General features: G+C 69.8%; 28 protein-coding genes and 1 pseudogene. 13 read left to right on the forward strand and 16 right to left on the reverse strand.

All coding sequences use genetic code 11. The features are described from left to right. The 6 genes and pseudogenes from ESP51_RS17805 to ESP51_RS17830 form a co-directional block, all read right to left on the reverse strand. Nucleotides 1-289 (reverse strand): annotated as a pseudogene (locus ESP51_RS17805) (permease); the annotation flags it as partial. Beyond that, complete coding sequence (locus ESP51_RS17810; RefSeq protein ID WP_129522237.1) at nucleotides 286-978, reverse strand: ABC transporter ATP-binding protein; 693 nt, start codon at nucleotides 976-978, stop codon at nucleotides 286-288. The gene ESP51_RS17810 and the pseudogene ESP51_RS17805, both read right to left, overlap by 4 nt. 158 nt (nucleotides 979-1,136) lie before the next feature. Next, nucleotides 1,137-1,904 carry a hypothetical protein gene (locus ESP51_RS17815; RefSeq protein WP_129522238.1) on the reverse strand — a complete coding sequence of 256 codons (768 nt, stop codon included), beginning with the start codon at nucleotides 1,902-1,904 and terminating at the stop codon, nucleotides 1,137-1,139. Continuing rightward, nucleotides 1,901-2,809: an ABC transporter ATP-binding protein gene (locus ESP51_RS17820; protein WP_129522239.1), complete on the reverse strand. Its 909-nt coding sequence runs from the start codon at nucleotides 2,807-2,809 to the stop codon at nucleotides 1,901-1,903. Before ESP51_RS17820 ends, ESP51_RS17815 begins: the two co-directional genes overlap by 4 nt. Beyond that, entirely contained in the window at nucleotides 2,806-3,165 is a 360-nt protein-coding gene (locus tag ESP51_RS17825; RefSeq protein WP_129522240.1) for a GntR family transcriptional regulator, read from the reverse strand. Before ESP51_RS17825 ends, ESP51_RS17820 begins: the two co-directional genes overlap by 4 nt. A gap of 131 nt (nucleotides 3,166-3,296) precedes the next feature. Further along, the gene (locus tag ESP51_RS17830) at nucleotides 3,297-4,202 is read right to left on the reverse strand and encodes a DMT family transporter (protein ID WP_129522261.1); all 906 of its coding nucleotides are present in this window, start codon (nucleotides 4,200-4,202) and stop codon (nucleotides 3,297-3,299) included. A 222-nt stretch (nucleotides 4,203-4,424) separates the two neighbouring features. Between ESP51_RS17830 and lpdA the strand changes: the two genes are divergently transcribed. Next, nucleotides 4,425-5,825, forward strand: a complete 1,401-nt coding sequence (gene lpdA, locus ESP51_RS17835; protein ID WP_129522241.1) for a dihydrolipoyl dehydrogenase — start codon at nucleotides 4,425-4,427, stop codon at nucleotides 5,823-5,825. A 125-nt stretch (nucleotides 5,826-5,950) separates the two neighbouring features. On the opposite strand, the gene ESP51_RS17840 is transcribed toward lpdA, so the two are convergent. Both ESP51_RS17840 and ESP51_RS17845 read right to left on the reverse strand, forming a co-directional pair. Further along, nucleotides 5,951-7,567 carry a solute symporter family protein gene (locus ESP51_RS17840; protein ID WP_129522242.1) on the reverse strand — a complete coding sequence of 539 codons (1,617 nt, stop codon included), beginning with the start codon at nucleotides 7,565-7,567 and terminating at the stop codon, nucleotides 5,951-5,953. Beyond that, the gene (locus tag ESP51_RS17845; protein ID WP_129522243.1) at nucleotides 7,567-7,956 is read right to left on the reverse strand and encodes a DUF485 domain-containing protein; all 390 of its coding nucleotides are present in this window, start codon (nucleotides 7,954-7,956) and stop codon (nucleotides 7,567-7,569) included. The genes ESP51_RS17840 and ESP51_RS17845 overlap by 1 nt, the downstream gene beginning before the upstream one ends. A gap of 220 nt (nucleotides 7,957-8,176) precedes the next feature. Between ESP51_RS17845 and ESP51_RS17850 the strand changes: the two genes are divergently transcribed. The 4 genes from ESP51_RS17850 to ESP51_RS17865 are packed head-to-tail and all read left to right on the forward strand — an operon-like array spanning nucleotide 8,177 to nucleotide 12,052. After that, nucleotides 8,177-9,397 carry a sensor histidine kinase gene (locus ESP51_RS17850; RefSeq protein WP_129522244.1) on the forward strand — a complete coding sequence of 407 codons (1,221 nt, stop codon included), beginning with the start codon at nucleotides 8,177-8,179 and terminating at the stop codon, nucleotides 9,395-9,397. Then, nucleotides 9,394-10,143, forward strand: coding sequence for a LytR/AlgR family response regulator transcription factor (locus tag ESP51_RS17855; RefSeq protein WP_129522245.1), 750 nt, complete (start codon nucleotides 9,394-9,396; stop codon nucleotides 10,141-10,143). Before ESP51_RS17850 ends, ESP51_RS17855 begins: the two co-directional genes overlap by 4 nt. After that, nucleotides 10,140-10,577, forward strand: a complete 438-nt coding sequence (locus tag ESP51_RS17860; protein ID WP_241843246.1) for a DUF485 domain-containing protein — start codon at nucleotides 10,140-10,142, stop codon at nucleotides 10,575-10,577. Before ESP51_RS17855 ends, ESP51_RS17860 begins: the two co-directional genes overlap by 4 nt. After that, a complete protein-coding gene (locus ESP51_RS17865) occupies nucleotides 10,574-12,052 on the forward strand; it encodes a sodium/solute symporter (protein ID WP_129522246.1) in 1,479 nt (492 codons plus the stop codon). Before ESP51_RS17860 ends, ESP51_RS17865 begins: the two co-directional genes overlap by 4 nt. 133 nt (nucleotides 12,053-12,185) lie before the next feature. Here ESP51_RS17865 and ESP51_RS17870 read toward each other — a convergent pair whose 3' ends face one another. Next, complete coding sequence (locus tag ESP51_RS17870; RefSeq protein ID WP_129522247.1) at nucleotides 12,186-12,830, reverse strand: GNAT family N-acetyltransferase; 645 nt, start codon at nucleotides 12,828-12,830, stop codon at nucleotides 12,186-12,188. Nucleotides 12,831-12,952: 122 nt separating this feature from the next. On the opposite strand from ESP51_RS17870, the gene ESP51_RS17875 reads away from it, so the two are divergent. Further along, a complete protein-coding gene (locus ESP51_RS17875) occupies nucleotides 12,953-13,174 on the forward strand; it encodes a DUF1129 domain-containing protein (RefSeq protein ID WP_129522248.1) in 222 nt (73 codons plus the stop codon). Between the two features lie 63 nt (nucleotides 13,175-13,237). Here the strand turns inward: ESP51_RS17875 and ESP51_RS17880 are convergent, their stop codons facing one another. Further along, entirely contained in the window at nucleotides 13,238-14,524 is a 1,287-nt protein-coding gene (locus ESP51_RS17880; RefSeq protein WP_129522249.1) for an adenylosuccinate synthase, read from the reverse strand. Between the two features lies 1 nt (nucleotide 14,525). Beyond that, the gene (locus ESP51_RS17885) at nucleotides 14,526-15,095 is read right to left on the reverse strand and encodes a DUF3151 family protein (protein ID WP_164990587.1); all 570 of its coding nucleotides are present in this window, start codon (nucleotides 15,093-15,095) and stop codon (nucleotides 14,526-14,528) included. Nucleotides 15,096-15,168: 73 nt separating this feature from the next. Here ESP51_RS17885 and argG point away from each other — a divergent pair, with 73 nt between their 5' ends. Continuing rightward, nucleotides 15,169-16,596, forward strand: a complete 1,428-nt coding sequence (gene argG / locus ESP51_RS17890) for an argininosuccinate synthase (RefSeq protein WP_129522251.1) — start codon at nucleotides 15,169-15,171, stop codon at nucleotides 16,594-16,596. 57 nt (nucleotides 16,597-16,653) lie between these two features. Here the strand turns inward: argG and ESP51_RS17895 are convergent, their stop codons facing one another. The 4 genes from ESP51_RS17895 to ESP51_RS17910 all read right to left on the reverse strand — a co-directional run bounded on the left by ESP51_RS17895 (nucleotide 16,654) and on the right by ESP51_RS17910 (nucleotide 19,278). After that, complete coding sequence (locus tag ESP51_RS17895; RefSeq protein ID WP_129522252.1) at nucleotides 16,654-17,022, reverse strand: nuclear transport factor 2 family protein; 369 nt, start codon at nucleotides 17,020-17,022, stop codon at nucleotides 16,654-16,656. A gap of 79 nt (nucleotides 17,023-17,101) precedes the next feature. Then, on the reverse strand, nucleotides 17,102-18,118 hold the full coding sequence (locus tag ESP51_RS17900; protein WP_129522253.1) for a magnesium and cobalt transport protein CorA: 1,017 nt from the start codon (nucleotides 18,116-18,118) through the stop codon (nucleotides 17,102-17,104). Between the two features lie 28 nt (nucleotides 18,119-18,146). Continuing rightward, complete coding sequence (locus ESP51_RS17905; protein ID WP_129522263.1) at nucleotides 18,147-18,770, reverse strand: TrmH family RNA methyltransferase; 624 nt, start codon at nucleotides 18,768-18,770, stop codon at nucleotides 18,147-18,149. A 202-nt stretch (nucleotides 18,771-18,972) separates the two neighbouring features. Continuing rightward, nucleotides 18,973-19,278, reverse strand: a complete 306-nt coding sequence (locus ESP51_RS17910; protein ID WP_129522254.1) for a hypothetical protein — start codon at nucleotides 19,276-19,278, stop codon at nucleotides 18,973-18,975. Nucleotides 19,279-19,498: 220 nt separating this feature from the next. On the opposite strand from ESP51_RS17910, the gene ESP51_RS17915 reads away from it, so the two are divergent. The 5 genes from ESP51_RS17915 to ESP51_RS17935 all read left to right on the forward strand — a co-directional run bounded on the left by ESP51_RS17915 (nucleotide 19,499) and on the right by ESP51_RS17935 (nucleotide 23,637). Beyond that, nucleotides 19,499-20,419, forward strand: coding sequence for a metal ABC transporter substrate-binding protein (locus tag ESP51_RS17915; protein WP_129522255.1), 921 nt, complete (start codon nucleotides 19,499-19,501; stop codon nucleotides 20,417-20,419). Further along, a complete protein-coding gene (locus ESP51_RS17920) occupies nucleotides 20,416-21,192 on the forward strand; it encodes a metal ABC transporter ATP-binding protein (protein ID WP_129522256.1) in 777 nt (258 codons plus the stop codon). Before ESP51_RS17915 ends, ESP51_RS17920 begins: the two co-directional genes overlap by 4 nt. Nucleotides 21,193-21,194: 2 nt before the next feature. Beyond that, entirely contained in the window at nucleotides 21,195-22,070 is an 876-nt protein-coding gene (locus tag ESP51_RS17925; RefSeq protein ID WP_129522257.1) for a metal ABC transporter permease, read from the forward strand. A 29-nt stretch (nucleotides 22,071-22,099) separates the two neighbouring features. Next, nucleotides 22,100-22,753, forward strand: coding sequence for a metal-dependent transcriptional regulator (locus ESP51_RS17930; RefSeq protein WP_129522258.1), 654 nt, complete (start codon nucleotides 22,100-22,102; stop codon nucleotides 22,751-22,753). A gap of 83 nt (nucleotides 22,754-22,836) precedes the next feature. Then, nucleotides 22,837-23,637, forward strand: coding sequence for an HAD-IIA family hydrolase (locus tag ESP51_RS17935; RefSeq protein WP_129522259.1), 801 nt, complete (start codon nucleotides 22,837-22,839; stop codon nucleotides 23,635-23,637). Nucleotides 23,638-23,723: 86 nt separating this feature from the next. Here ESP51_RS17935 and ESP51_RS17940 read toward each other — a convergent pair whose 3' ends face one another. Further along, on the reverse strand, nucleotides 23,724-24,728 hold the full coding sequence (locus tag ESP51_RS17940) for an aldo/keto reductase (RefSeq protein ID WP_129522260.1): 1,005 nt from the start codon (nucleotides 24,726-24,728) through the stop codon (nucleotides 23,724-23,726). A 144-nt stretch (nucleotides 24,729-24,872) separates the two neighbouring features. On the opposite strand from ESP51_RS17940, the gene ESP51_RS17945 reads away from it, so the two are divergent. Beyond that, nucleotides 24,873-25,272, forward strand: a 400-nt coding sequence (locus ESP51_RS17945) for a GntR family transcriptional regulator (RefSeq protein ID WP_164990588.1), incomplete at its 3' end; no start/stop codon positions are given.

The raw sequence follows: 25,272 nt of genomic DNA on the forward strand, positions 1-25,272 counted from the left end.
CGCCGAGCAGCCGCAGCGTGGCGAGGCGGTCGTCGCGCCGGCGCGCCGAGAGCCGGGCGGCCGCGCCGCCGAGCGACACGAGCGGCACGACGAGCAGCACGAGCGCGATGACGGCGAGCGCCTGGTAGGTGAAGCCCATCTCGTCGGTCCAGCCCCAGAACGACTGCGCGCCGCCGATGACGGTGAGCAGGAGCGCCGTCACGACGCCGAACGCCGTGACGGGCAGCGCCGACGCGGCGATCCCCGTCGAGTCCGGCCGGGCGAGCAGCCACGCGACGCGCGCGATCATGCCGGCACCCGCTCGGCCACGACCCGGCCGTCTCGCATGTCGACGATCCGCGAGCAGCGCCCCGCGACGCCGGCGTCGTGCGTGACGAGCACGAGCGTGCGCCCCTGCCCGACCGTCGAGTCGAGCAGCGCCCCCATGACGTCGGACGACGTCGCCGAGTCGAGTGCACCGGTCGGCTCGTCGGCGAAGACGACGGATGCCCCGGTCACCTGCGCTCGCGCGATCGCGACGCGTTGCGCCTGGCCGCCCGAGAGCTGGCCGATCCGTCGCTGCTCCAGGCCGGCGAGGCCGAGTGCCGCGAGCCATCCGGCGCCGTACTCCTCGGCACGGGCGCGCGGCATCCCGTTCAGCATGAGCGCGAGCGCGACGTTCTCGACCGCGGTGAGCTCCGGAATGAGGAGCCCCTGCTGGAACACGAACCCGAACGCCTCGCGGCGCAGCCGGGAACGCTCGCGCTCGCTGAGCGCCGTCACGTCGACCCGCCCGGCGCCGGAGTGGAAGCCGACCGTGCCCCGGTCGGGGCGGGTGATCCCCGCGAGGCAGTGCAGCAGCGTCGTCTTGCCCGAACCCGACGCGCCCATGATGGCGAGCGACTCGCCCTGGCGCACGGAGAGGTCGACGCCCGCGAGTGCGTGCGTCGACCCGAAGGACTTGCTGAGGCCGGATGCCTCGATCACGAAGGAGCTCATGGTTCGAGACTGCCCGTGCCGGCGTCGCCGTCGCGTCGGGCTGGAGGGTGACTGCGCAGCGCCGGCGTCATCCTCGCGGATGACGTGCGACACGGATGCGGCGCGGCATCCGACCCCCATCGGATGCCGCGCCGCGGCCTGTGTGCCCGTGCACGTGCTCAGCGGGGCGTCGCCCGCCTGATGACAAGATACCCGGCCACGGCGAACACCGCGGCCATCGCGAGCACGAGCGTGAACGCCCCGCCGAGTCCGAGGCTCCCGAACCACTCGAACACCGCCGGCCACGCCTGGTTCAGCGTCACGAGGGCGACCGCTGCGAGGGCGAGCGCAATCGCGCCGAACGAGAGGATCATCATGCCGCGCATGCGCCAGCGCATGAAGACGGTCGTCACGCTCGCGCCGACGAAGAGCACGAGGAGCTGCATCGCGAAGGTCGCGTAGAAGTCGCCGAACCAGCTCGTCTGCCCGTACCAGAGCGCGTCGAACATCCGGGTGCCGACCCACCAGCCGTCGGTCGCGATCTCGAGCTGCACGAGCGTCGCGATGGCCGCCGCGTTCAGCAGCGACACCAGCGCGAACATGAGGCTCGTCCCGAGCCAGAAGTCACGACGCGTGGCGCCGAATCCGAGGGCGAACGAGAACGTCAGGCCCACGGCCTGCACGCCCACGACGACCAGGTACCACTGCGGCGACAGCACCGCCCAGCTGTATCGCATGCCGTCGCCGACGTCGTCGGGCTGGGCGCCCGAACCCGTGATGATGACCGCCAGCACCATGCTCACGGCCCAGGCGCCGCCGAGGATGAGCCACGGCACACCGAAGAAGATCGAGGGGTTCACGGTGTGCAGGCGCACGATGCGCCAGATCTCGTGGGCTCGCGAGCGGGTCTCGGTGCGCGCGAGCGGTTGCGCGGCGGTGGCGGTCATGCGGCGACCTCCTGTTCGGTCGAGTCGGCGTCGAGCTCGGTGCCGGTGAGATGGACGATGAGCTGCTGGAGTGAGACGGGTGCGAGCTCGAGGCCGAGTTCGGCGGCCAGGATTCGGTCGCGCTGGTCGAGTCGGCCGTCGATGGTGACGGATGCCAGCCCGCCGAGCGCTTCCTGCCCGATGACCGCTCGATCCGCGACGAACGACTCCACCGCGGCACGTGCACCGGCGACGGTCGTGGCAGAGCCGCGCACCTCATCGGCGTCACGGTTCAGGATGATTCGGCCCTGGTCGATGAGGATCACGTGCTCGAGCAGTCTCGAGACCTCGTCGATCAAGTGGGTCGAGAGCACGATCGTGCGCGGATGCTCGGCGTAGTCCGCGAGGAGGCGATCGTAGAAGACGTGCCGTGCGACCGCGTCGAGGCCGAGGTACGGCTCGTCGAAGAACGTGAGCTCCGCGCGGGAGGCGAGCCCCACGATCACGCCGACGGCGGAGAGCTGGCCGCGGGAGAGCTTCTTGATGCGGCGCTTCACCGGAAGGCGGAAGTCGGACATGAGCTGCTCGGCGAAGGCGGCGTCCCAGTTCTCGAAGAACCAGGGGGCCGACGTGAACACGTGCGCCGGGGTGAAGTCCTCTGGGTAGCGCTGCGACTCGGCGATGAAGCACATGCGGCGCAGCACGTCGGCGTGCTCGGCCGGAGTGCGACCGAACACCTCGAGCTCTCCGTCATTCGGGAAGAGCTGGCCCGTGAGCATCTGCATGATGGTCGTCTTGCCGGCGCCGTTGCGCCCGAGAAGACCGTAGATGCGGTGCTCCTCGAGGGTGAAGTCCACCGCGTCGACGGCCGTGAAGGTGCCGTAGCGCTTGGTGAGTCCGCTCGCGCGGACCACGGTGCGGGTCATGATTCGATCCTTTCGGCGCGGAGGAGCCCCGCAAGTTCGTCGACGTCGATGCCGAGCTTCTCGGCTTCGACGATGAGCGGTCTGAGGTAGAGCGTTGCGAAGTCGGCCCGGCGACGCTCGATGAGGCGGGCCCTTGCTCCCGGGGTCACGAACATGCCGATCCCCCGGCGTTTCGACACGATGCCATCGTCGACAAGACGATTCACCCCTTTCAGTGCGGTGGCCGGATTGATGCGGTAGAACGCGGCGAATTCGTTGATCGAGGGGATCTGCGCATCTTCGGCGAGCGTGCCCTCGATGATGTCGTTCTCGACCTGTTCTGCGATCTGGATGAAGATCGGACGTGAATCGTCCATGTCGGCCAATCGGTGCCAGCTCGAACACGTCGAGCTTATTCGGTTAGTTACTTACGTAGCTAACCAACCATGACGACATGGCGCGTGTCAAGTGCGATCTCGAAGCGGTGGTGTGGAGCCGGCGCCGAGGGTCAGGTGGCAGCGGGGACGCGGCGGCGCGGCATCCGGAGCCTGCCCTGCGCGAGCAGGATGCCGAGGAGCACGAGCACCGCGCCGACCGGCTCGTGCCAGGAGAACGTCTCGTTGAGGAGCAGCACACCGAGCGCGACGCCGACCACCGGCGTGACATACGTCACCGTGGAGATGCCGGTGGGCCCCCACGCGCGGAGCACGTTGATGTTCCAGATGTAGGCGAGCCCGGTGCCGAGCACGCCGAGCGCGAGGAGGGAGCCCGCGATGGTCCAGTCGAGGTCGACCGGGGTGAGGGCGATCCACGGCGTGAGCGCGAGCATGACCACGGCCGAGACGCCGATGGAGAGGAACGCGAACGTCGCGGGCGCGATCGGGCGCTGGCTCAGGAAACGGCGCTGGTAGCCGAAGGTGATGCCGTAGCAGATAGTGGCGACGAGGCACGCGAGCTGCCCGGCGAGGCTGCCCGTGAGCGCCGAGTACTGCCACGGACCGATGACCACGAGCACCCCGACGATGCCGACGCCGACGCCGGCCCAGCGGCCGAGCCCGAGACGCTCGACGCGGAACACGAGCGTGGCCATGATCGCCGTCATGATCGGCGTCGTCGCGTTGTAGATCGAGGCGAGGCTCGACGAGACGTACTGCTCGGCCCACGCGAAGGCGAGGTACGGGATCACGCACGTCGTGAGCGAGACCACGAGGAAGTGCAGCCAGACGACGCGCTCACGCGGCAGCACCGGACCGGGCGTGCCGTCGGCCCGAGGCACGCGCGGGCGCATGATGAGCACGATCACGCCGAGTGCGAGCGCACCGAGCAGCGTGCGCGACCACGCGACCTGGCCGAACGAGACGCCCTCGAGCGCGACCTTCATGAAGAGGAAGCTCGCACCCCACACGAGGCCCATCGCGAGGAACTGCGACCACGTCGAGAGGCGCCCCGGGCGCTTCGATGCGGATGCCGCGGCGGTGGTCTGCGGTGCGGTGGTGGTGCTCACCGGTCGAGCGTATGCCCGGCCACCGACAGCCGGCGAGCCTCCTGAGGGTACGTGTCCGGAATCCGCCGGACGTCGGCAGTCGTGAAACGAACCTCTTGCCTCGGCGCCAGCCTGCCCCTCTAGGCTGGGCCGATGACCAGCCATTTCGATGTCGTCGTCCTCGGCGCCGGGCCCGGCGGATACGTCGCCGCGGTTCGCGCTGCACAACTCGGCCTGCGCACCGCGGTGATCGAGGAGAAGTACTGGGGCGGGGTGTGCCTGAACATCGGGTGCATCCCGTCGAAGGCCCTGCTCCGCAACGCGGAGCTCGCGCACATCTTCACCACGCAGGCCGCTACCTTCGGCATCTCGGGCGAGGTGAGCTTCGACTACGGCGTCGGCTATGAACGCAGCCGCCAAGTCGCCGAGGGACGCGTCAAAGGCGTGCACTACCTCATGAAGAAGAACCAGATCACCGAGGTCGACGGTCGCGGCACGTTCCGCGATGCGAACACCATCGATGTGGCGAAACCCGATGGGTCGACCGAGACCCTCACCTTCGACAACGCGATCATCGCGACCGGCTCGCGCGTGAAGCTCCTGCCCGGTGTCGAGCTCTCGCCGAACGTCGTCACCTACGACACGCAGATCATGGACCGCGACCTCCCGCGTTCGATCGCCGTCATCGGCGCGGGCGCCATCGGCATGGAGTTCGCATTCATCGTGCGCAACTTCGGCGTCGAAGTCACCATCATCGAGTTCCTCGACCGGGCGCTGCCGAATGAGGACGTCGACGTGTCGAAGGAGATCACGAAGCAGTACCGCAAGCTCGGTGTGCCGATCCTCACGTCGACGAAGGTGGAGTCGGTCACTGACAACGGGACCTCCGTCACGGTGGCCTACACGGGCGCCGACGGCCAGCCCGGCTCGCTCGAGGTCGACCGCGTGCTCATGGCCGTCGGCTTCGCACCGAACGTCGACGGCTTCGGCCTCGAGGCCACCGGCGTGCAGCTCACCGATCGCGGCGCCATCGGCATCGACGAGTTCATGCGCACGAGCGTCCCGCACATCTTCGCGATCGGCGATGTCACCGCGAAGCTCATGCTCGCGCACGTCGCCGAAGCGCAGGGAGTCGTCGCGGCCGAGACGATCGGCGGCGCCGAGACGATGTCGCTCGGCGACTACCGCATGATGCCGCGGGCCACGTTCTGCGCGCCGCAGGTCGCGAGCTTCGGCCTCAGCGAGCAGCAGGCGCGCGACGAGGGCTACGACGTGAAGGTCTCCACGTTCCCGTTCTCGGCGAACGCGAAGGCGCACGGCCTCGGCGAGCCGACGGGCTTCGTGAAGCTCGTCGCCGACGCGAAGCACCTCGAGCTCCTCGGCGGCCACCTCATCGGACCGGATGTCTCCGAGCTCCTGCCCGAGCTCACGCTCGCCCAGAAGTGGGACCTCGGCGCCCTCGAACTCGGCCGCAACGTGCACACGCATCCGACGCTCTCCGAAGCGCTGCAGGAGGCGTACCACGGGCTCGCAGGCCACATGATCAACATGTGACGGTGGTCGAGTCGACCACCGGAGACCAACAACGGGGGCGGATGCCGCAACGTGAAGTTGCGACATCCGCCCCCGTCTGTTCGTTCGGCGCGGCTTGGGCAGGCATTCCCGCCGCGCCGAAGTCTCTAGTGGTGCGACGCCTTCTCGGCGCCGACGCCCGTGAGGGAGCGCACCTCCATCTCGGATTGCTTCGCCGGGCTCTCGACGGTCTTGTCGAGCACCGTGCCGAGCCAGCCGAGGAAGAAGGCCAGCGGGATCGACACGATGCCGGGGTTGGAGAGCGGGAAGATCGCGAAGTTGATCTCCTCGCTCTTCAGCATCGACGTCACGGAACCCGAGACGACCGGCGAGAAGGCGATGAGGAGGATCGCCGACGCGAGTCCGCCGTACATGCTCCAGAGGGCGCCCTGGGTGGTGAAGCGCTTCCAGAAGAGCGAGTACACGATCGTCGGCAGGTTCGCCGACGCCGCCACCGCGAACGCGAGTGCCACGAGGAACGCGACGTTCTGCCCGTTCGCCCCGATGCCGCCGATGATCGCGACGACGCCGATGATGACGACCGTTCGACGAGCCACCTTGACCTCGGCGCCGGCGGCGGGCTTGCCCTTCTTCACGACGCTCGCATAGATGTCGTGTGCGAAGGAGGCAGCTGCCGTGATCGTGAGGCCCGCGACCACCGCGAGGATCGTCGCGAACGCGATCGCCGAGATCAGGCCGAGCAGCAGCGGTCCGCCGAGCTCGAACGCGAGCAGCGGGGCCGCCGAGTTCGGGCCGCCGGGCGCCGCCGCGATGGCCTCGGGGCCGACGAGCGCCGCTGCGCCGTAGCCGAGCACGAGCGTGAACACGTAGAAGATGCCGATGAGCCAGATCGCCCAGACGACGGACTTCCGAGCCTCCTTGGCCGTGGGCACCGTGTAGAAGCGCATGAGCACGTGCGGCAGCGCCGCGGTGCCGAGCACGAGGGCGAGGCCGAGCGAGAGGAAGTCGACCTTCGCGACATCCGACACTCCGTACTTGATGCCCGGGTTCAGGATCTCGGGGTTGCCCGAGATCGCGACCGCGTTGTCGAGCAGCGTCGAGAAGTTGAACCCGTTGATCGCGAGCACCCACACCGTCATGACGCCAGCACCCGCGATGAGCAGGACGGCCTTGATGATCTGCACCCAGGTCGTGCCCTTCATGCCGCCGATGAGCACGTAGAGGATCATGAGCGCCCCGACGACCGTGATGACGAGCGCCTGGCCGAGCTGGTCGCCCACGCCGAGGAGCAGCGAGACGAGCCCGCCGGCGCCGGCCATCTGAGCCAGCAGGTAGAAGAAGCAGACGACCAGGGTCGTCGTCGCCGCCGCGATGCGCACCGGCCGCTGCTTGAGGCGGAACGAGAGCACGTCGGCCATCGTGAACTTGCCCGTGTTGCGGAGGAGCTCAGCCACGAGAAGCAACGCGACGAGCCACGCCACGAGGAATCCGATCGAGTAGAGGAACCCGTCGTACCCCGTGATCGCGATCGCGCCGACGATGCCAAGGAACGACGCCGCCGAGAGGTAGTCTCCCGCGATCGCCGAGCCGTTCTGGCCGCCCGTGAACGAGCGCCCTGCGGCGTAGTAGTCGGCGGCGGTCTTGTTGTTGCGGCTCGCGCGGAACACGATGATCATCGTGATCGCGACGAACGCGCCGAAGATGGCGATGTTGAGCCACGGCTCGCCGGGCGAGGTCACGGCGGCGGCTTCGAGGGATCGCATCAGCGGTTCACCTCCACCTGGGATGCCGCGGCAGGTGTGCCGAGGCCATCGGTCTCGAGCTCATCGCGGATCTCCTCGGAGAGCGGGTCGAGCTTGCGGTTCGCGAAGCTCACGTACCAGGTGGTGACGGCGAACGTCGTGACGACCTGCGCGAGCCCGAGCAGGATCGCGACGTTGATGCTCCCGAACACGGGCGTCGACATGAAGTCGTGCGCGTAGCCGGCGAGCAGCACATAGGCGAGATACCAGAGGAGGCACGCGCCGAGCACGGGGAAGACGAACCTCCGATGCGTGCGCCTGAGGGTTCGGAATTCTGCGGACTCTTGCACGGCGCGGTAGTCGACGTCGGTTGCCGTCGCGGTCTCCGCGCTCAGGGCATCATTGCCCATGGCGATCGCTCCTTCGAGATGTTCAACAAGGGCCTTCGAGATGTTCGAGAATGGCCTTCGAGGGGTCGGCGGGCTTCCGCCGCGCCGCTGCATTGCGCAGTGCCAGAAGTCTCGCGCGCCCGCCGCGCGCGTAGGGGCACGCGCCGCTCGTCGTCGGTGAGCGGCGCTGCACGTGCGACGAACGGCGAATCGTCAGCGACGGACGGCTACAGTGTCGTGCATGTCCGAGTCGATGTTGCTCGCCGCGGCCGCCGGCGTGGTGGCGGGTGCCCTCGCCGTCGGAGTCGTGCTGCTGCTGCGCCGCATCGTGCTCGCGTCGAAGGATCTCGGCACCGACGTCGAACGCGCCACGTACCAGACCCTGCACCTCGCCTCGCGAGCGGCCAAGCACCTGCGCGGCGGCGTGGGCGAAGACGATGCGATCCGCGCCGGGCGTCACCTTCGGGCGCTGCTGCGCTGCGAGAGCCTCGCGATCGTCGATCCGGCCGGGCTCGTCACGGTCGACGGCGACGAGGCCGTGCGCGCGGTCGCCGCGCGCCTCGCCGCCGAGGTGAGCGCGTCGGGCAGGGCCCAGGTGCTGCGTCGCATCGCGATCGGCGATCGGGAGACGGATGCCGTCGCCGCACCGATTCTCAGCGGCGGGCGCTCGGTCGGGGCGATCGTGGCCTTCGCGGCTCCCGTAAGGGCAGGGCTCGTGCGCGCCACGGGCGAGGTCGCCGACTGGGTCGCGGCCCAAGTGGAGCTCGGCGAGCTCGACGCCTCGCGCGCCGCCCTCGCCGAAGCCGAGGTGCGTGCTCTCCGCGCGCAGATCAGCCCCCACTTCATCTACAACTCGCTCAACGCGATCGCCTCGTTCATCAACACCGACCCGGCGCAGGCGCGCGAGCTCGTGCTCGAGTTCGCCGACTTCACCCGTTACTCGTTCCGGCGGCACGGCGACTTCACGACGGTCGCCGAGGAGTTGCGGTCGATCGACAGCTACCTGCGCCTCGAACGCGCCCGGTTCGGCGACCGGTTGAAGGTGACACTGCAGATCGCGCCCGAGGTGCTGTCGACGGTCGTGCCGTTCCTCTCGATCCAGCCGCTCGTCGAGAACGCCGTGCGGCACGGACTCGAGTCGAAGGAGGGCGGCGGGCGCATCACGATCACCGCCGAGGACTCCGGCGCGTTCGCCGAGCTCAGCGTCGAGGACGACGGCGCCGGCATCGACCCCGAGACGCTCGCGGCGGTGCTCGCCGGCGGGTCGCCCGGCGAGCACGTGGGCCTCCGCAACGTCGACGCGCGCTTGCGGCAGGTTTACGGCGAGGAACACGGCCTCGTCGTCGAGACGAACGTCGGGGCGGGCACGCTGGTGCGGTTGCGCGTGCCGAAGTCCCAGCCCGGCCGGGTCACGGCATCCGCCGGCACGGCGCTGCGAACCGATGGGAGACTGGATCGATGATCTCCGTCCTCATCGCCGACGATGAGCAGCCCGCGATCGACGAGCTGGCGTTCCTGCTCCGTCAAGACCCGCGCATCGGCGTGATCCATCAGGCGAACACGGGCGCCGAGGCGATCCGCCTGCTCACTCGCGAGCCCGTCGACGCGGCGTTCCTCGACATCCACATGCCGGGCCTCACGGGCTTCGACCTCGCCCGCGCGCTGCAGCGATTCGAGCACCGCCCGGCGCTCGTGTTCGTGACCGCCGACGAGGAGGGCGCGCTCGAGGCCTTCGATCTCGCCGCGGTCGACTACCTGTTGAAGCCCGTGCGCACCGAGCGACTGCACCGGTCGGTGACGCGCGTGGCCGAGGCGCTGAACGCGGCCGCGGCGGCACATGCCGGTGCCGCGGCATCCGACCCCCAGCCCGAGATGATCGCGGTCACGCTCGGCGGCACGACGCGGATGATCCGCCGCGACGAGGTGCGCTACGTGCAGGCGCAGGGCGACTACGCGCGGCTGCATACCGAGGAGGCGAGCTACCTCGTGCGGGTGCCGATGTCCGACCTCGAACGGCAGTGGGCCGATGCGGGGTTCGTGCGCGTGCATCGCTCGTACCTCGTGGCGCTCGGCCACGTCGGGCGCATCCGCCTCGGCTCCGACCACCCGAGCGTCACCGTTGGCGGCGCCGAGCTGCCCGTGAGCCGTCGACTCCTCCCCGCCCTTCGTGACCGCCTCGAGTCCGCGACCATCCGGCCGAGATCATGACTGCCGACGACGTCTCGGTGACGGATGCCGCGACGGATGCGGTGACGGATGCCGCACCCGCACGAGTGCGCGTCACCGCGCCGCGCCCGGGAACCGGCACGGCCGCGGCATCCGCTCGTCCCGTGCCGGGGCGGGGATTGGCCGCACCCGCACCCACGAGCGACGTCGCCGGCGTCTACGTGCGCTCGCTCATCCGGTCGCAGTTGCGGCTCGCGATCGTCATGGCCGTCGGATTCGCCGCCGCGACCGCGCTCTTCGTGCTCGCGATCGCGCTCGTGCCCGCACTCGACTCGACGTTCGTGTTCGGGGTGCCGCTCTCGTGGCTGCTGCTCGGCGTCGGGGTGTATCCGCTCGCGATCACCGTCGGCGGGCTCTACCTGCGCGCCGCGACGCGTAACGAGGCGCGCTACCGCTCGCTCACGGAGCAGGAGTGAACGCCGCGATCGGCTACACCGCGATCGCGGCGGTGGCCCTCGCCTCAGCCCTCATCGGCTTCTACGGACTGCGTTTCTCGCGCACGACGAGCGACTTCTACGTCGCCTCGCGCACCGTGCGCCCGTGGTGGAACGCCTCGGCGATCGGCGGCGAGTACCTCTCGGCGGCGTCGTTCCTCGGCATCGCGGGGCTCATCCTGCTCACGGGCTCGTCGGCGCTGTGGTTCCCCATCGGCTACACCGCCGGGTACCTCATGCTGCTGCTCTTCGTCGCCGCGCCGCTGCGGCGATCGGGCGCCTACACGATCCCCGACTTCACCGAGGCGCGGCTCGAGTCGCCGTGGGCACGCCGGGTCACGAGCCTGCTCGTGATCGTCATCGGATGGTTCTACATCGTGCCGCAACTGCAGGGCGCCGCGCTCACCGTGCGCATCACCACGGGCCTGCCGTCGTGGGCGGGGTCGCTCGCGGTCGCCGTCATCGTCTCGGTGATCGTGGCCGCGGGCGGCATGCGCTCGATCACGTTCGTGCAGGCGTTCCAGTTCTGGCTCAAGCTCACGGCGCTCGCGGTGCCCGCGGTCGCGCTGCTCCTCGTGATCGGCGGCGGGTCGACCGCCGAGCTCAGCCCGGCTGACGCCTTCCCGCCGGCGGCTGGGCCAGGCGACCTCGAGGTCTACCGCACGGTCTCGCTCATGGTCGCGCTGCTCCTCGGCACGCTCGGCCTCCCCCACGTGCTCGTGCGCTTCTACACGAACCCCGACGGCGGGGCCGCCCGCCGCACGACCGTGATCGTGCTCGTGCTGCTCTCGGTGTTCTACCTGTTCCCCACCGCCTTTGGCTTCATCGGGCGGGCGTTCGCCCCAGACCTCGCCGCGACCGGCGAGGCCGACGCCCTCATCCTGCTGCTGCCCGACCGGCTCATCCCGGGCGTCGCCGGCGACCTGCTCACCGCGCTCGTCATCGCGGGCGCGTTCGCGGCGTTCCTCTCGACGTCGTCGGGACTCGTCGTCTCGCTCGCGGGCGTCATCAGCCAAGACCTGCTCGGCGGCAGCGTGCGCGGCTTCCGCATCGCGGCGATCGCGTCGTCGTTCGTGCCGCTCGTGGTCGCCCTCGCGACCGAGTCGACCGGCCTCGCGGGCAGCGTCGGCCTCGTCTTCGCGTTCACAGCGTCGACGCTGTGCCCCATGCTCATCCTCGGCATCTGGTGGCGCGGCCTCACCGCACGGGGAGCGATCGCCGGCATGGCGACCGGCGCGGTGCTCTCGGGCGCGGCGATCCTCGGCGGAGCCGCGATCTCGGCGGCGCTGCCCGGCATCCGCCCGTTCCTCGAACAGCCCGCCGCGTGGACCGTGCCGCTCGCCGTACTCGTGACCGTGGTGGTATCGCGCGCCGACCGGCGCGGCACGCCGCGGGGCACCGACGCGTTCCTCACTCGCTTGCACGTGCCCGAGGCGCGCGTGCGGCGAGGCGGTTAGGCGAGCGGATGCCGCGTGGGCGGCCTCGTTCTTGAAGGGGTATGTGGGAACTGCAGGAAGATCGTCTCGGCGCGCCGATCCCAGTGGGGCGACACGCCGTTGGAAGAGAGCTTCTTCCTACATTTCCGTTCGGCTACTCGACCACGGGGAGCTCGACCGGACGATCGCCCCATGCCGCGAGCCGCGCCTCGAGGCCGGCTCGCACGTCGGGCCATTCGTCGACGATGACGGAGTAGATCGCCGAGTCGCGCCACGAGCCGTCGGCGCGTCGCATGTGACGGCGCGCGATGCCCTCGAATCGCGCCCCGAGCTTCAGGATCGCCGCGCGAGATCGCGCGTTCAGCGCATCGGCCTGGATCTTCACGCGACCGAACCCGTGGTCGAACGCGAGCCCGAGCAGCAGCAGCTTCGCCTCGGGGTTCACGGCGGTGCCCCAGACGCGAGGGTCGTAGGCCGTCCACCCGATGTGGGCCGACTCGTTCGCCAGGTCGAGGTCGCCGAGCGTGCTCGCACCAACGACCGTGCCGTCGTCGGGGCCGCCGTGCACGCGAACGGTCCACGGCAAAGCGTCGGGCCCGGGCACGTAGTAGCCCCGGGCGAACACCTCGAACGCCGCGAGGTCGGCGGGGAGCCCGGCCGGCCCGCCGCCGTAGCCTCCCGCGAAGACCTCGGGGCGGCCGAGCGCGCGGTACAGCGCCGGGATGTCGGTGTCGGCGAACGGCGTGAGCCGGATGAATCGGCCGACGATTTCATCGGCTGCAGGGCGGATGGCGGTCACCGAACGAGTCTCGCACGCAGGTGAAGGGCAGGCGATGACGAGCCCGGCAATGAGAGTCTTCCCGCGGCATCCGGATCGCCGTACGATTCGAACGCAACGTCTCAAGAGAAGGGTGGGGGCCCATGGGCGCTCTCGACGACCTCACGAAGAAGGCGCAGGACTTCGTGGAGGAGAACAAGGATCAGATCAACGAGGCCTTGAACAGCGAACAGGCCGAGGACATCAGCGACAAGGTGCTCGACGGCGTCTCCGAGGCGGCCAAGAAGGTCGCCGGCGAGGAGCACCACGACAAGGTCGACGACGTGCGCGCCAACATCGACAAGGCCATCGGCATCGAGCCGTAGTCGGCAGACCACGAAGGGGGCGGATGTCGCGCAGTCGCGGCATCCGCCCCCTTCTCGTGTGGCTCAGTCGAGCAGGTCGTGCAGTTCGATGATCTGGTCGCGACCGGGGCCGACGCCGATCGCCGAGATGCGCGAACCGCTGATCGCCTCGAGTTCGCGCACGTAGCTCTGCGCATTGGCCGGGAGGTCGTCGAGCGAGCGAGCGCCCGAGATGTCTTCGGTCCAGCCGGGAAACTCCTCGTATACGGGCTTCGCGTGATGGAAGTCGGACTGCGAGACGGGCACCTCGTCGACGCGCTCACCCTCGACCTCGTAGCCCACCGCGACGGGGATGCGCTCGAGCCCCGTGAGCACGTCGAGCTTCGTGAGCACGAAGTCGGTGACGCCGTTCACTCGCGACGTGTAGCGCGCGATCGGGGCGTCGTACCAGCCGGTGCGGCGGCGGCGGCCCGTGGTGGTGCCGAACTCGCGGCCGCGGTCGGTGAGGAAGTCGCCCCACTCGTCGAAGAGCTCGGTGGGGAACGGGCCTGCGCCCACGCGAGTCGTGTAGGCCTTCACCACGCCGATGACGCGGTCGATGCGGTTCGGCGCGATGCCGGAGCCCGTGACGGCGCCGCCGCTCGTGGCGTTCGACGAGGTGACGAACGGGTAGGTGCCGTGGTCGACGTCGAGCATCGTGGCCTGCCCGCCTTCGAAGAGCACCGTCTCGCCCTTGTCGAGCGCGCGGTGCAGCAGCAGCGAGGTGTCGGTGACCATGGGGCGCAACCGCTCGACGTAGCCGAGCAGCTCGTCGACGACCTCGTCGACGCCGATGGCGCGCCGGTTGTAGACCTTCAGGAGCAAGTGGTTCTTCTGGTCGAGCGCGCCCTCGACCTTCTGCCGCAGGATGTTCTCGTCGAAGAGGTCTTGCATGCGGATGCCGACACGGTTGATCTTGTCGGCGTAGGCCGGCCCGATGCCGCGGCCCGTCGTGCCGATCTGGCGCTTGCCGAGGAAGCGCTCGGTGACCTTGTCGAGGGTGCGGTGATATTGCGTGATGAGGTGCGCGTTCGCGGAGATGCGGAGCCTCGAGACATCCACCCCGCGGCTCGAGAGCCCCTCGAGCTCCTCGAAGAGCACCTCGATGTCGACGACCACGCCGTTGGCGATGACGGGCGTGACGCCGGGCGTGAGGATGCCGGAGGGCAAGAGGTGCAGGGCGTACTTCTCATCGCCGACGACGACCGTGTGCCCGGCGTTGTTGCCGCCGTTGAACTTCACGACATAGTCGAGCCGTGAACCGAGCAGATCGGTGGCCTTGCCCTTGCCCTCGTCGCCCCACTGTGCACCGATGAGTACGACCGCGGGCATATCAGTCCTCTCCTGCCGCGTCGAGCACGGCGGGTTCTGCGAGTGGTTCGCCGGTGCGAGCCTCGACGGCGGCAGCGGTGTGCGCCTCGTTGTCGGCAGCGGCTTCGAAGAGCTGGGCGCTCGTCACGACCGAGATGAGTTGCGTCGGCGTGAACTCGGAGGCGATGCGGGCCGGCGCGTCGGGGTCGGCGCTCGAGAGCTCGCCCGCGAGGCGTGCGGCGCGGTCGTGGAGGCCGAGCTCGATGGCGGCCCGGCGTTGCGTGTCGAGCGCCCGGAGGAAGGGGCGATTGCGCTCGTCGGACCACGGCACGGCCTCACCGGGCTGCCAGCCGGATGCCGCGAGCTGGTCGCGTGCGAACTCGGCGGCGACCGACGCGAAGGCGAACGCCTCGATCGCACGGCCCTCGGAGTCGGCGATGTCGGCGAGCTCGGTCCAGGCCAGCGGCGACGACGGATGGTCGGCCACGACGGCCACGACCGAGCCGCGATTCCCGTCGGCGAGCGCCTGGCGAACCTCGGGTTCGTCGGCGAGTGACGCCTCGGTCTCCTGAGTTGATTCGTCTGCAGTCACACTCAACCTTATCGCGGGGCGGCTTCACGGCCCGAGACGGCCGCACCCCCGCGCCCCAAGTAGGCTGGAGCCCATGTCGAAAGTCCTCACGAGCCTTCCCGTCGGCGAGCGCGTCGGCATCGCCTTCTCCGGAGGTCTCGACACCTCCGTCGCCGTCGCCTGGATGCGCGAGAAGGGCGCCGTGCCCTGCACGTACACCGCCGACCTCGGCCAGCCCGACGAGCCCGATGTCGAGGCGGTGCCCGGGCGCGCCAAGGAGTACGGCGCCGAGATCGCGCGACTCGTCGACTGCCGCGCGGCGCTCGTCGAGGAAGGCCTCGTCGCGCTCGCGTGCGGTGCGTTCCACATCCGCTCCGGCGGCAAGACGTATTTCAACACCACTCCGCTCGGCCGCGCCGTCACCGGCACGCTGCTCGTGCGCGCGATGCGCGACGACGACGTCGAGATCTGGGGCGACGGCTCCACCTACAAGGGCAACGACATCGAGCGGTTCTACCGCTACGGCCTGCTCGCGAACCCCCGCCTGCGCATCTACAAGCCGTGGCTCGACGAGGCGTTCGTCACCGAGCTCGGCGGGCGCACCGAGATGAGCGAGTGGATGGTCGCGCGCGGATTCCCCTACCGCGCCTCGGCCGAGAAGGCCTACTCCACCGACTCGAACATCTGGGGAGCCACGCACGAGGCGAAGACCCTCGAGCACCTCGACACGGGCGTCGAGATCGTCGAGCCCATCATGGGCGTGCCGTCATGGCGCGACGACGTCGTGATCGACACCGAAGACGTCACCGTCGGCTTCGAGGCCGGACGCCCGGTGTCGCTCAACGGCGTCGAGTTCGCCGATGCAGTGGCGCTCGTGCTCGAGGCGAACGCCATCGGCGGCCGGCACGGGCTCGGCGTCTCCGACCAGATCGAGAACCGGATCATCGAGGCCAAGAGCCGCGGCATCTACGAGGCGCCCGGCATGGCGCTGCTCCACATCGCCTACGAGCGCCTCCTCAACGCGATCCACAACGAAGACACGCTCGCGAGCTACCACCAGGAGGGCCGCCGCCTCGGCCGGCTCATGTACGAGGGCCGCTGGCTCGACCCGCAGTCGCTCATGCTGCGCGAGTCGTTGCAGCGCTGGGTCGGCTCGGCCGTCACGGGCGAGGTCACGCTGCGCCTGCGCCGCGGCGACGACTACACGATCCTCGACACCCGCGGCCCCGTGCTCAGCTACCACCCCGACAAGCTCTCGATGGAGCGCGTCGACGGGGCTGCGTTCGGCCCGCTCGACCGCATCGGCCAGCTCACCATGCGCAACCTCGACATCGCCGACTCGCGTGCTCGCCTCGAGCAGTACGCGATGCAGGGCATCGTCGGCGGCGAGACCGCCAAGCTCATGGGCGACCTCGTGCAGGGCGAAGCTGCTGCGATCACCGCCGGGCCGCTCGAGACCGACCTCGAGGTGGCGACAGATGCCGCGAACGAGGGTGCGGCGTTCGACCTCGGCACCGACTGACCGGCACCGACTGACGGCACGGCCCGACCGGCAACGCCGATCGGACGCCCGCACCCGTCAGGCGGGCGTCTGCTGGTGCGCGGCCACTCGCCACGCGCCGTCGTCGTAGAGGTAGGTCGTCGACATCCGCAGGTTCGCGGTGTCGTCGCCGCGACGAGCGACCGCTCGGTAAACGAGCACGCCCGCATGGTCGCCGAGGCGGATGACGGCCGGCTCATGCAGTTCGTAGGAGTCCCACGGCGGGGTGTTGCGGAACGCGGCCATCATCTCATCGCGGCCGAGCATCGCCCCCTCGACGACCATGAGCGCGTCGCGCGTCATGGCTCTGGCGTAATGCTCACCGCCGTGACCTTCGAGGATCGCCCGCCATCCGGCGTGCTCCTCGTGCAGCAGTCGGGCGGGCAGATCGTCGGTGATCTCGGTCATGTCCCCACGCTAACGGCGATCGGATGCCGCGGGAAGGGCGCCGGCCGGATGCGCCGGGTGTGCCGCCTGCGGCATCCGCTCAGAGCCAGTTGCGGCGCTTGAAGATCACGTACAGCGTCAGGCCCGAGCCCACCATCAGGAAGATCGCGAACGGGTAGCCGAGCACCCAATCGAGTTCGGGCATGAACGTGAAGTTCATGCCGTAGATCGTGCCGACGAGCGCGGGCGCGAACAGGATGGCCGCCCAGCTCGAGATCTTCTTCGTCTGCTCGCTCTGCGCGAGGCTCGTCTCGGTGAGTCGCTTCATCTCCTCGTTCTGCCGCTGACCGACGAGCGTCGCGTGCACCGAGAGGGCGTTCTGCAGCAACTGGCGGAACGACTCGCCGCGCTCGACGGCGCGGAGAACGTGGTCCTTCACGTCTCGCAGATACCGCCGTAGCTCGAGGTCGACGTCGTATTTCTCGAAACCGTGCTCGAGCGCCGCGAACATGTCGACGAGCGGGCGGGTCGCGCGCTGGAACTCCATGACCTCGCTCGCGAGGTCGTAGATGCGCCGCGTCACCGCCGGGTCGCCGTCGAAGAGCTGTTCCTCGATCTCATCGATGTCGTTCTCGAGGCCCGCGAGCACCGGGAGGTATTCGTCGACGACCTGGTCGAGCACGGCGTAGAGCACCGCCTCGGGCCCCTTCATGAGCAGCTCGGGCGAGGCCTCGAGCCGATGGCGCACCTTGGCGAGGTCGGGCGACTCGGCCCGCCGGATGGAGATCGTGAAGTCCCGCCCGACGAACATGTGGAGCTCGCCGAACTCGACTTGCTCGACGTCGTCGAGGTATCGCGCCGGGCGCAGCACCACGAAGAGCGTCTCGCCGTAGCGCTCGAGCTTCGCTCGCTGGTGGCCCTTCCGCGCGTCTTCGACGGCGAGCGCGTGCAGCCCGAACTCGCTCGCGACGGCGTCGAGTTCTGCGTCGGTCGGGCGGTAGAGGCCGATCCAGGCGAAGCCGCCGTGGGCCTCCCGCGTCTCGAACGTCTCTTCAAGGGTCGCGGGCGTGGCGACGCGCACGCCGCCGTTGTAGATCGCGTTGTCGATGACCGGCATCCGGTCCAGTCTGCCGCATGCCCGAGGGTCAGTGCGCGGGCGCGCCGAACCGGCCGTGGGTGAGCACCCACGAGTGCATGGCGATCGCGGCGGCTGCGCTCGCGTTGAGCGAACGGGTCGATCCGAACTGCGTGATCTCGACGATGGCATCGGCCGCGGCGGTCGCCTCGGCTGAGAGGCCCGGGCCCTCCTGACCGAACAGCAGTACGCAGCGCTCTGGCCACGCGAACGCTTCGATCGGCACGGCGCCCTCGACGTTGTCGACGGCGATGATGGGCACGGATGCCGCGCGCGCCCACTCGGCGAAGGCCGCGACATCCGCGTGGTGCTCGAGGTGCTGGTAGCGATCCGTCACCATCGCGCCGCGCTTGTTCCAGCGGCGGCGCCCGATGATGTGCACGGTGTCGGCGGCGAACGCGTTGGCGCTGCGCACGATCGAGCCGATGTTCATGTCGTGCTGCCAGTTCTCGATCGCGACGTGGAACGGATGCCGGTGCGCGTCGAGGTCGGCGACGATCGCCTCCATGCGCCAGTACCGGTAGCGGTCGATGACGTTGCGGGTGTCGCCGTGTTCGAGGAGCTCGGGATCGAACCAGGGGTCGTCGGGCCACGCCTCGGCGCCGCCCGGCCACGGACCGACGCCGTGCGTCAGGAGGACCGGCTCGTCGTGCCGGGGCTGGTCGTGTCGACGCGTGTCGTCGGCGCCCTCGCCGGACTCGCCCGCGGCATCCGCTCGCTCATGAACCACACCTCAACGGTAGCCGTCCGCCGCGCGCTCGGGGCGGCCCCGAAGCACGAGTACGGCCCCGGCATGGTGAGCCGGAGCCGGATCCGTGATGCAAGCGGGTGATCGCCTACCCGCCGAATTCGACGTTGCCGCGGCAGGCGTCACCGGGGCTCGGCACGAACGCCTTGAGCCCGGCTGCGACGTACTTGCCGTAGCTCTGCACATGCCCGCCGGTGACCTCGTCATCTGGGATGTTGGGCTGGTTCTCCTCGGCGTCGGGCAGATCCTGACCCGAGAAGGCGCACGCCGAGCTCGCGTTGTGTGCGCCGGGAATCGGATCTCCGTTTCCGTTGGTCTCGCCCGCGTGAGCCATCGTGGCACCGCCGAGCACGAGGCCGAGCGCGACGACGCACCCGATACTGATCCGCTTCATTTGTCCCACCTCTCTGTGAGTGACGGGCGACCGTGAGGCGCCGGAGCACGACTGGCGTACCAGACACGATCCTGCGGGCTTTCGGGTCGCCCAATGAGCGGGAACATACTCCTGCCCGATCGACGCCGAAAGTCCCTGTTCGAGATGCCCGGCTGCGCACATGAGCTTGCAGGAGCACCATCCACCTTTCGGCACACCGAAATCTGTGTACGATTTAGGTATGCCGAAACGCATCGTCGCCATCGCCGCAGGGCTCGCTGCCGCCGCGGTGCTCCTGAGCGGATGCACCGGCAGCAGCGCCAACGGCGAGGCCGACGAACGGCCGGTCGTGGTCACGACCTTCACGGTGCTCGAAGACATCGCCGAGCAGGTCGCGGGCGAGCACTTGCGGGTCGAATCCATCACCAAGGTCGGCGCCGAGATCCACGGATACGAGCCGACTCCCGGCGATCTGCGCCGCGCTTCGGGGGCCGACCTCATCCTCGACAACGGGCTCAACCTCGAGGCGTGGTTCGCGCAGTTCGTCGAGAGCCTCGACGTGCCGCACGTCGTCGTGAGCGAAGGTGTCGAGCCGATGTCGATCGCCGACGGGTCCGCCGAGGGCCTGCCGAACCCCCACGCGTGGATGTCGGCGCTCAACGTGCAGGTGTACGTCGACAACATGGTCGCCGCGTTCAGCGAGCTCGATCCCGACCACGCCGCCGACTTCGCGGCGAACGGCCGTGCCTACCAGGCCGAGCTCCAGCAGGTGCACGACGAGCTCGTCGCCGAGCTCGCGACGCTCCCCACCAACGAGCGGGCGCTCGTCACGTGCGAGGGCGCGTTCTCGTACCTCGCTCGTGACGCCGGCCTCACCGAGCAGTACCTCTGGGCCGTCAACGCCGAGCAGCAGGCCACGCCGCAGCAGATCGCGCGCACGATCGAGTTCGTCGACGAGCAGGGCGTGCCCGCGGTGTTCTGCGAGTCGACCGTGTCCGACAAGGCGATGCAGCAGGTCGTGCAGGCGACGGATGCCGCGTTCGGCGGCACGCTCTACGTCGACTCGCTCTCGGGGCCCGACGGCCCCGTGCCGACCTACCTCGACCTGCTCCGCCACGACGCCACCGTGATCACCGACGCGCTCGCCGGGGGTGCCGGATGACGTTCACTCGAACGGGCCACGCGGCCGGCGCGGCATCCGATCCGGCGCTCGTCGTGCGCGGGCTCACCGTGCACTACGGCGACGTGCTCGCCCTCGACGACGTGAGCATCACGCTGCAGCGCGGCACGATCTGCGGCCTCGTCGGCATGAACGGATCGGGCAAGTCCACGCTCTTCAAGGCGATCATGGGTTCGGTCAAGCCCGACCGCGGCACCGTCACGATCGAGGGCCTCCCGCCGAAGCGCGCACGAAAGCGGGGCATCGTCGGCTACGTTCCGCAGAGCGAAGACGTCGACTGGTCGTTCCCGCTCAGCGTGTACGACGTCGTGATGATGGGTCGCTACGGGTTCCAGAACTTCACGCGGCATCCGCGGCACGCCGACCGCGAAGCGGTGGCAGCGGCCCTCGACCGCGTCGAGCTCTCCGACCTCGCCGGCCGCCGCATCGGCGCGCTCTCGGGCGGCCAGCGCAAGCGCGCCTTCGTCGCGCGCGGGCTCGCCCAGGGCGCCGAGGTGCTGCTGCTCGATGAGCCGTTCGCGGGAGTCGACCGGCGCAGCGAGGCCACGATCACCGAGCTCCTGCGCGAGCTCGCCGCCGACGGCCGCACGGTGCTCGTCTCGTCGCACGACCTCGAGGGACTGCCCCGCCTCGCCGACGAGGCGATCCTCCTGCTGCGGCGCGTGCTCATGCACTCGACGCCCGATGAGGTGCTGCGCCCCGAGAACCTCGCGCGGGCGTTCGGCTTCGACCTCACCGGCCGAGCGGGGGAGTGAGCATGCCCCTCGTCGACCTCCTGCTCGAGCCGCTGAGCTACGACTTCATGCAGCGCGCGTTCCTCGTGACGGTCACGGCCGCGATCGTGTGCGGGGTGCTCAGCTGCTGGCTCGTGCTCATCGGGTGGTCGCTCATGGGCGATGCCGTCTCGCACGCCGTGCTGCCCGGTGTCGTGCTCGCCTACCTGCTCGGCACGCCGTTCGCCGTCGGCGCCCTCGTGTTCGGCGTCGCCGCGGTCGCGCTCATCGGTCTCGTGAGGTCGACGAGCCGCGTGAAGGAGGACGCCGCGATCGGCGTGGTGTTCACAACCCTCTTCGCCCTCGGCATCGTACTCATCTCGGTCGTGCCGAGCCAGACCGACCTCGGCCACATCCTGTTCGGCAACCTGCTCGGCGTGAGCGTGGCCGACCTCGCGCAAGTGCTCGGGCTCGGCGTCGTCACCCTCGCGATCCTCGTGCTCAAGCGCCGCGACCTCACGCTCTACGCGTTCGACCCCACCCACGCCAACGCGATCGGGCTCAACCCGAAGGCCCTCGGCGCGTTACTGCTCGGGCTCCTCGCGCTCACGGTCGTCGTCGCGCTGCAGGCGGTGGGCGTCGTGCTCGTGGTGGCGATGCTCATCATCCCCGGTGCCACCGCGTACCTGCTCACCGACCGGTTCGCCCGCATGCTCGTGATCTCGCCGATCATCGCGGCGGCGTGCTCGATCGTCGGCATCTACCTCAGCTACTATCTCGACGCGGCATCCGGCGGCATGGTCGTGCTCACCATGGGCGCCGTGTTCACGCTCGTCTACCTCTTCGCGCCGCAGCACGGCGTCATCGGTCGACGGCTGACGACGGCGGCCCGGCGCCGGCAGGTCACCGCGAACGTGTGACGCGACAACCCGCCCGATATCCTGAGGCGGTGCCTGCCACGAGCCCCGCGATCGAGGACTACCTGAAGACGGTGTACGCGCACACCGAGTGGCAGCCCGAGCCCATCACGCCGTCGGTGCTCGCCGGTCGCCTCGGCGTCGCGCCCTCGTCGGTCACCGAGATGGTGAAGAAGATGGCGGCAGCCGGGCTCGTCGCGCACGTGCCGTACGGCGCTGTGCGGCTCACCGATACCGGGCTCACCCGCGCGCTCGCGGTCGTGCGCCGGCACCGGCTCATCGAGACGTGGCTCGTGCAGGAGATGGGCTACACGTGGGACGAGGTGCACGACGAGGCCGAGGTGCTCGAGCACGCCCTCTCCGACCGGCTGCTCGAGGCGATCGACGTGCGCCTCGAACGCCCTGTGCGCGACCCGCACGGCGACCCGATCCCGGCCGCCGACGGCACCCTCCAGCGACGCCCGACCGTGCTGCTCGCCGAGGCGCCGATCGGCCACTCCGGCGCGATCGTGCGCATCAGCGACCGAGACCCTGAGGTGCTGCGATCCCTCGACGACGCGGGACTCGGGCTCGACACGGTCGTCACGGTGACGGATGCCGCGGCCGACGCCGTCTCGCTCCGCGCCGGCGAGCGCACCCACGTGCTGCCGCTCGCGACGGCGGCGGCGATCTGGATCACCGAGTGAGGCCGGAGCGCGGGCCCAGGAACGGTGCGGCGGCGGCATCCGCCGTTCATCGGCTCGTGACATCCGCACCTTAGGCTGGGCGCATGGGACGACGACGAGAAGAAGTCGAATGCTGGCTCACCGACATGGACGGTGTGCTCGTGCACGAGAACCACGCCCTGCCCGGCGCCGCGGAGCTGCTGCAGCAGTGGGAGGATGCCGGCACGCCCTACCTCGTGCTCACGAACAACTCGATCTTCACGGCGCGCGACCTGTCGGCCCGGCTTCGCGCGAGCGGCCTGCGCGTGCCCGAAGACCGCATCTGGACCTCGGCGCTCGCGACCGCCGACTTCCTGAAGCAGCAGCTGCCCGGCGGCTCGGCCTTCGTCATCGGCGAAGCAGGCCTGCTCACCGCCCTGCACGATGCGGGCTTCATCATGACCGAGACCGACCCCGACTTCGTCGTGGTCGGCGAGACCCGCAACTACTCGTTCGACGCGATCACGAAGGCGATCCGGCTCATCGGCCGCGGCTCGAGGTTCATCGTCACGAATCCCGACGCCACCGGGCCGAGCGCCGACGGACCGCTGCCCGCGACCGGCGCGATCGCTGCCCTCATCACGAAGGCCACGGGGAAAGATCCCTACGTCGTGGGCAAGCCGAACCCGATGATGTTCCGCTCGGCGCTCAACAAGATCGGCGCGCACTCCGAGAACACCGCCATGATCGGCGACCGCATGGACACCGACATCGTCGCGGGCATCGAGGCCGGCCTGCACACGATCCTCGTCATGACGGGCATCAGCGACCAGGCCGAGATAGAGAAGTACCCGTTCCGGCCCGAGGAGATCCTCACGGGCGTGCACGAGCTCGTGCGCAGCGAGCCGATCGAGGTCGAGCTGTAGCGCCCGCCCGGTGGTTGAGTAGCGCCGCGCGCCAGCGCGACGCGTATCGAAACCACCGGGCGGGCGAGCCGTCCCGCCCTCCGGCCCTACGCGACGAGTTGCTCCACGCCCTCGGCGTCGAGCCGCTCGCGCACGTCGGCGCCGAGGTCGAGCTCGGCCGCGCCGAGGATCTCTTCGAGCTGCGCCATCGACGAAGCGCCCACGACGGGGATGACGGGCACCTCGGCGCCGAGCAGCCACGCGAGCGCCACCTGGTTCGGCGTCGCGCCGACGTCGCGGGCGACCTCGTGCAGCAACCGGATCCGGGCGTGCGTCGTGGGGTGGTCGATGCCGCCGAACAGCGGCTTGTCGGTGCGCGTGAGCGCGCCCTGGTGCAGCGGCGAGTACGCCGCGACGGCGAGCGGCGGGCGGCCGTCGACACCGGTCGAGTCGGCGTAGTCGAGCAGCTCGGGGGTGACGTAATTCAGGCGACCGATCTTCGGCGCCGGGTGCACGAAGCTGTACTGCTGCTGCACGAGCCCGTAGGGTGCGATGCCCTGCCGAATCGCCTCCTCGCGGGCTTCCACGACGCGCCACACGGCGACGTTCGAGATGCCCGTGATGCCGACGACGCCCTCGTCCTGAAGCGCACCGAAGGCGCCGACGGTCTCGGCGAGCACGGTATCGCGGTCGTCGACGTGGCCGTAGAGCACGTCGATGCGGTCGACGCCGAGGTGACGGAGGCTCTCGTGCGCCTCACGATCGATGACCTCGGCGGAGAGGCCCTGGTAGTTCGTGGGCGGCGTGTTCGAGAGCGGCAGCGCCGGGTCCTTCTTCGCGGCGCCGAGCTTCGTGGCGAGCTTGAGCTCGTCGCGGATGCCGCGGCTCGCGAGCCAGCGCCCGATGACGTCTTCGCTGTCGCGGCCGTACCCGCCGATCCACGCGTTGTAGTTGTTGGCGGTGTCGATGAAGGTGCCGCCCGCCTCGACGAAGCGGTCGAGGATCGCGAACGAGGTGGCCTCGTCGGTGCGGGTTCCCATGAACATCGTGCCGAGGCAGAGGGTGGAGACGTCGAGCGAGGTGCGTCCGTCGCCGATGGTGCGGTAGCGCATGGTGTGTCCTTTCCGGATCGTGTGATTCGAGCGTAGGAACGGATCGGCTCGGGCATACACTCCAATCAGCAGGCGCGAGACCAGACCAATCAGCCAAGATCGTTCGATCTGCCAGACCGACCACCCAGCACGAAGGAGCGACGGATGCCGCGAGCCGACCACCCGGCATCCGCCCTCGCCTGGGAGACCCTCCTCGACCTCGGCGACTCGCCGCTCCCCCTGCGCGACCGCCTCGAGGCGGCGATCCGCGACGCCGTGTCCGACGGCCGTATCCCCGCGGGCGCCGCGCTCCCCCCGAGCCGTACGCTCGCCGAGACGCTCGGCGTCTCGCGCTGGGTTGTCACCGAGGCGTACGGCCAGCTCGTCGCCGAGGGGTTCCTCGAGTCGCGGGTCGGATCGGCGACGCGAGTGCCGGTCGGGCCTGCGGCACACGTGTCGGCGGGCGCCGCGGGCTCGCGGCATCCGTTCGCCGAGCCGACCGAACCGAGCGCGCCCACCGCACCGAGCGCCGCGCTGCGGAGCCCCGAGGCGCCGCGACCGCTCC

It is taken from the genome of Agromyces albus, assembly GCF_004134825.1.
Lineage (GTDB): Bacteria > Actinomycetota > Actinomycetes > Actinomycetales > Microbacteriaceae > Agromyces > Agromyces albus.